This window comes from Ligilactobacillus acidipiscis DSM 15836, assembly GCF_001435755.1.
Classification (GTDB): Bacteria; Bacillota; Bacilli; order Lactobacillales; family Lactobacillaceae; genus Ligilactobacillus; species Ligilactobacillus acidipiscis.
The window spans coordinates 1-5,736 of record NZ_AZFI01000133.1; the positions used below are offsets into that span (position 1 = coordinate 1).

The following is a 5,736-nucleotide window of genomic DNA, read 5'->3' on the forward strand; positions in this document are numbered from 1 at the left end:
ATTTACCCACACAAAGTTGACACTATCGGAAAGCAAAACAAACTTGTTTTATCACATGATACATGGTATTATTTTTTTAGCGAGTTTTACCATGAAGTAGCATTTTATGGACAGTTTTAAATGTAAACGTGTTCGGAAAATTTGTCTCACTTTTCATTGGTCAAGCTCAACAATTTTTTATACTCAAAGGAGAATGGTTTAAAATGGAAAAGAAAGACTTTCACGTAATTGCAGAAACAGGTATTCACGCTCGTCCTGCTACTTTGTTGGTACAGGCAGCAAGCAAATTCAATTCTGACATCACATTGGCATTCAACGACAAATCAGTTAATTTGAAGTCGATCATGGGTGTTATGTCTTTGGGCGTTGGCCAAGGTTCAGACGTAACTATTACTGCCGAAGGTGCAGATGAAGCAGATGCTATTGCAGCAGTTGCTGAGACAATGAAAAAGGAAGGACTTGCTGAATAATGACGAAAATGTTGAAAGGGATAGCAGCCAGTGATGGTATTGCCGCAGCTAAAGCTTACATGCTTGTGCAACCCGATTTATCATTTTCCGAGACAAAAATTGATGACCCAGAAGCTGAAATTGCTCGTTTAAACGACGCTGTTGCAGCTTCGAAAAAAGAGCTTGAGGTCATTAAAACTAAAGCTGCTGAAAATTTGGGTGATGAAGAAGCACAGGTTTTCGAGGCGCATTTGACCATTCTTTCTGATCCAGAAATGTTGGATCAGATCAGTGATAAAATCAAGAATGATAAAGTTAACGCAGAAGCTGCAGTCAAGAGTGTGACTGACATGTTCATTCAAATGTTTGAAGGTATGACCGATAATGCCTACATGCAAGAACGTGCTGGTGATGTTCGTGATGTTACGAAACGTTTGATGAGTCATTTACTGGGTGTTACCTTACCGAGTCCTGCTTTGATCAATGAAGAAGTTGTCATTGTAGCTCATGATTTGACACCATCTGATACAGCTCAATTATACCGTAAGTATGTCAAAGGGTTTATCACTGATATTGGTGGACGGACATCACATTCTGCAATCATGTCACGGACACTGGAGATCCCAGCTATTGTTGGTTCCGGTTCCGCTACGGATGACATTAAAGCTGATCAAACAGTGATCATCGATGGTATTAATGGTGATGCTTTAGTTGACCCAAGTGATGCTGAATTAAAAGAATATCAGCAAAAAGCTGACGACTTTGCCGCACAAAAAGCAGAATGGGCTCAGTTGAAAAACGAACAGTCTGTTACTGCTGATGGTAAGCAAGTTACTCTTGGTGCCAATATTGGTACTCCAAAAGATGTTGAAGGTGCCACTGATAATGGTGCCGAAGCAGTTGGCTTATTCAGATCTGAATTCTTATACATGGATGCTTCCGAGTTGCCATCTGAGGATGACCAATTTGAAGCATACAAACAAGCAGTTGAAGGTATGAATGGCAAACAAGTAGTTGTGCGCACGATGGATATTGGCGGCGATAAGAAATTACCTTATTTGCCATTACCTGAAGAACAAAATCCGTTCTTGGGTTATCGTGCTATCCGGATCTCTTTGGATCGCCAAGATATTTTTCGGACACAGTTACGAGCTTTGTTACGTGCTTCTGCCTATGGCCGTTTAGCAGTCATGTTCCCAATGATCGCAACAGTCAAAGAATTCAAAGATGCTAAGGCTGTCTTTGAAGAAGAAAAGGCTAAGTTGGTTGCTGACGGTGTTAAGGTTTCTGATGATATCGAAGTTGGTATGATGATGGAGATCCCTGCAGCTGCAATGATTGCTGACAAGTTAGCTAAATACGCTGATTTCTTTAGTATCGGTACTAACGACTTGATTCAGTACTCAATGGCTGCAGACCGGGGCAACGAACACGTTTCATACTTGTATCAACCATATAATCCTTCATTGTTACGTTTGATCAAGAATATCATCGATGCTTCCCATAAGGAAGGCAAATGGACTGGCATGTGTGGTGAAATGGCCGGCGATCAAGTCGCTGTTCCATTGCTTGCAGGTTTAGGATTAAATGAGTATTCAATGAGTGCAACTTCAATTTTGAAGACTCGTAGCTTGTTGAAGAAACTTGACACAAACAAGATGAAAGAATTAGCTGATAAAGCTGTGACTGAATGTGAAACAACTGAAGAAGTTGTTGATTTAGTACACAAGTATACTGACTAATTACAAATAAATTAGAGGTTCGAATAACTCGCATTTTGTGGGCTTATTCGAGCTTTTTTTGTTGTAAACAGTTTGACAAGTAAGTGGAAGACTGTATAATCAGCTTTGTCGTTTTTAAAATAAATTGTTTAAGAAAAGATTGTGTTAACAGGCATTTAGTTGCTTATAGTTGTCGAAAACAATATAATGATACTTGACTATTATTCAGACTAAGGGGGATCACCGTGAATATAGGTATATTTACAGATACATATTATCCGCAAGTCAGCGGTGTTGCGACTTCGATCAAAACATTGCGTGAACAACTAGAGAGTTTGGGGAATAATGTGTACATTTTTACAACAACGGACCCTAAGGTCGATCAAAACGTTTTTGAAAGAAATGTTTTTCGATTTACGAGTCTTCCTTTCATTTCGTTTACGGATCGCAGGATTGCTGTCCGTGGTCTTTTTCAAGCGTATGAGATCGCCAAAGAGCTCAACTTGGATCTGGTTCACACACAGACAGAATTTTCAATGGGAATGATCGGCAAGTTTGTTGCTAAAAATTTGAAGATCCCATGCGTGCATACTTACCATACGATGTATGAGGATTATTTACATTATGTGATGAAAGGCAAAGTTTTACGGCCTTCGCATGTTAAACAGCTCAGTAAAACTTATTGTGAGCACATGGCGGGAATAGTCGCACCTAGTACCCGTGTCTTGGATACTTTGACCGGTTATGGTGTCAAAGAGCCGATTTCGGTTATTCCCACAGGAGTAGATGTCAGAAAATTTTCTGGGCCAAAAAATACGAAGTTACGGGAAAAATATGATATTTCTTCGAAGACGCCTTTAATGTTAACGTTGAGTCGAGTCGCCTTTGAAAAGGATATTGATCGGTTGATTGATGCATTCCCTGAGATCCAAAAACAAGTCCCAGGAGTGAAATTGATGATTTGCGGTGATGGTCCAGCTAAGGACCAACTAAGTCAACAAGTTGCGCAGATGGGTTTGACTGACAAAATCATTTTTACTGGAGAGATCGATCACGATGATGTACCTGCTTATTATCATATGGCAGATCTCTTTGTTTCTACTTCTATTTCAGAATCACAGGGATTAACTTTTATCGAAGCCATTGCTGCCGGTTTAAAAGTTGTTGCTGCTAGTGGCCCATATACTGATGATTTGTTGGATAACTTAAATATTGGGACTACTTTTGAAACCACAGTGCAATTTGTCCAAGAAGTGGTCAAATATTTGAATGAACCGGCCAAGTTTAATGATCAAAGTTTTCGCGAGGAAAAAATTGCCAGTATTTCGGCAGAAAATTTTGGCGAACAGATCATGCAGTTTTATCAGGATAGTTTTACTTTCTTTGCTGAGGCTCAAGCGAGTCGTTCAAGAGAAAGTATTTAAAGTTTTGTGTAGGAGCGATCAACATGTTAACAATCCGTATGTATTCGTCCGCGGCTAAAGTCGACGGACAAGGAGTGGGCAGCGCTTACTCTGAATTGATCGATTTATTGGAAAAACATTATCCGACCGAGATAAACTTGATCGTTAATCGTTTTGGCAGTGCTGACGTTAGTCATTATCACACGATCGACCCGCAGTTTTACTTATCGACATTTTCGCCGAAAAGTGGTCGGAAGGTAGGTTACGTTCACTTTTTGCCGGAAACGATGAAGGGCAGTCTGCAAATGCCCGCATTGGCTGCCAAGGTCTTTAATTCATATATGATTTCTTTTTATAAGAGGATGGACGCTTTGGTAGTGGTCAATCCGTCGTTTATTCCAAAATTAGTTGCATATGGGATCGCTAAGAATAAGATCACCTATATCCCTAATTTTGTATCTAAAAAAGAATTTTATCCGTTGAAGCAGGAGCAAAAAAATAAACTGCGTGCTAAACATGGCTTAGATCCTCATAAATTTACAGTGATCGGGGTCGGTCAGGTTCAGGCACGTAAGGGGCTTTTTGATTTTATTAAATTAGCGCAACAATTACCTGATGTGCAATTCGTCTGGGTTGGCGGCTTTTCTTTCGGGAAGATGACTGATGGATATAACGAACTCAAGAAGGTCGTCGATGATCCGCCAGCTAATTTATTTTTCCCGGGAATAGTAGCACGGCAGGAAATGAATGAGTACTATAATTTAGCCGATCTGTTCTTGTTGCCTTCTTACAATGAATTGTTCCCGATGAGTGTATTGGAAGCTTTTAGTTGTGAAGTGCCAGTATTGTTACGTGATCTGGAGCTGTATCATTCAATTTTAACTGGTTATTATGAACCGGCTGTTGATGTCGTCCAGATGAAAGCTAAAATTGAGCACTTTAAGGCTGATCGACAAGCTTTAGGTGAGTTGAAGGATAAAGCTGTTCGTGCTTCTGCTTATTACAATGAAGATCATATGGCTGAAGTTTGGCGTGAATATTATACAGGACAAGCAAAGTTGGGCCGCTGATGAATTGGAAAAATAAGTTGAGCTTATTAGTTGTCATACTAGTAGGTGTGGGAATTTTTATCTATTCGATGAAAGATGTACCGTTCCATATTATCAGACATGAGCTTGCTGATCTGAGATGGTACTGGTTGATCTTTGCAGTGCTGTGTATGCTGATCTCCTTATTGTTTGAGGGAGCGATCGTCTATGTGTTATTAAAGAAGCAGTATCCTGGCTTTCGTTTTCGAGATGCTTTTCGGGTACCATTGATCGAACAATTATTTAACGGTATCACCCCTTTTCAAAGCGGTGGCCAGCCTGCGCAGCTGTTCGCATTATTACAGTCTGGGATCGATGCGGGCCGTGCAGCTTCTAAAATGTTGATGAAATTCGTGGTTTATCAATCGATGATAGTCGTGTGCTTTTTGATTAGTTTGGTAGCACAATTTCATTACTTAGCAGCAAAATTGCATGCTTTATCTGCCCTTGTGATTTTTGGATTCTCAATTCATTTTTTTGTAATTGCTGGGCTGTTAATGATCATGTACTGGCATTCTTTTACGAAAAAGCTTGTTGGGGTTTGCCTAAAACCTGTGAAGTGGTGGGCGAAACCAGAGACTTATCAGCGTTACAATGCTTATTTCACCGAAAAAATCGATAATTTTCACCTTGAAAGTTTAAGCCTACGCGATGATCCACTTACATTGGTCAAGGTCAGTTTGTTAACTTTAGGACAGCTTTTATTTTACTATGTCATCCCATACTTTATTTTACTTTCTTTAAGGGTGACTAATATTGATCCGTTGACGGTCGTTGGCATGCACATTTTGATCGTAATGATTATTTCGTTGTTTCCATTACCGGGTGGATTAGGCGGCGCTGAGTTTAGCTTTTCTGTTATTTTTGCTACCTTTTTGACCCAAAATGGGAAAGTCGTCTTAGCAATGATACTTTGGCGTTTGATCACATATTATTTAGGAATGTTTTTGGGAATGGGCGGTTTGGCTGTGGAACCTTATAGGATCAAGCAGTGAGTTCTTCCAAGCTTCAGTTTTTAACTGGGGCTTTTTTTGAACGATTGGGTTTTTCTGGGACTTTGTCAAATAGTGTTGAT

The 5,736-nt window shown here is 39.9% G+C and carries 5 protein-coding genes; all 5 read left to right on the forward strand.

Annotated elements, in window-relative coordinates:
- Nucleotides 1-203: 203 nt before the first annotated feature.
- The 5 genes from FC65_RS08335 (at nucleotide 204) to FC65_RS08355 (ending at nucleotide 5,656) form a co-directional block, all read left to right on the forward strand.
- The gene (locus FC65_RS08335; RefSeq protein WP_010497037.1) at nucleotides 204-470 is read left to right on the forward strand and encodes a phosphocarrier protein HPr; all 267 of its coding nucleotides are present in this window, start codon (nucleotides 204-206) and stop codon (nucleotides 468-470) included.
- A complete protein-coding gene (gene ptsP / locus FC65_RS08340) occupies nucleotides 470-2,191 on the forward strand; it encodes a phosphoenolpyruvate--protein phosphotransferase (RefSeq protein WP_056972296.1) in 1,722 nt (573 codons plus the stop codon). Before FC65_RS08335 ends, ptsP begins: the two co-directional genes overlap by 1 nt.
- A 224-nt stretch (nucleotides 2,192-2,415) precedes the next feature.
- Nucleotides 2,416-3,594, forward strand: coding sequence for a glycosyltransferase family 4 protein (locus FC65_RS08345; RefSeq protein ID WP_056972297.1), 1,179 nt, complete (start codon nucleotides 2,416-2,418; stop codon nucleotides 3,592-3,594).
- A gap of 23 nt (nucleotides 3,595-3,617) precedes the next feature.
- A complete protein-coding gene (locus FC65_RS08350) occupies nucleotides 3,618-4,643 on the forward strand; it encodes a glycosyltransferase family 4 protein (RefSeq protein WP_010497042.1) in 1,026 nt (341 codons plus the stop codon).
- Complete coding sequence (locus FC65_RS08355; RefSeq protein ID WP_056972298.1) at nucleotides 4,643-5,656, forward strand: lysylphosphatidylglycerol synthase transmembrane domain-containing protein; 1,014 nt, start codon at nucleotides 4,643-4,645, stop codon at nucleotides 5,654-5,656. Before FC65_RS08350 ends, FC65_RS08355 begins: the two co-directional genes overlap by 1 nt.
- Nucleotides 5,657-5,736: the final 80 nt, after the last annotated feature.

Bases quoted from the DNA above. Each gene is read 5' to 3' on its own strand.
- FC65_RS08335 (WP_010497037.1), top strand. From the start codon at position 204: ATGGAAAAGAAAGACTTTCACGTAATTGCAGAAACAGGTATTCACGCT.
- ptsP (WP_056972296.1), top strand. From the start codon at position 470: ATGACGAAAATGTTGAAAGGGATAGCAGCCAGTGATGGTATTGCCGCA.
- FC65_RS08350 (WP_010497042.1), top strand. From the start codon at position 3,618: ATGTTAACAATCCGTATGTATTCGTCCGCGGCTAAAGTCGACGGACAA.
- FC65_RS08355 (WP_056972298.1), top strand. From the start codon at position 4,643: ATGAATTGGAAAAATAAGTTGAGCTTATTAGTTGTCATACTAGTAGGT.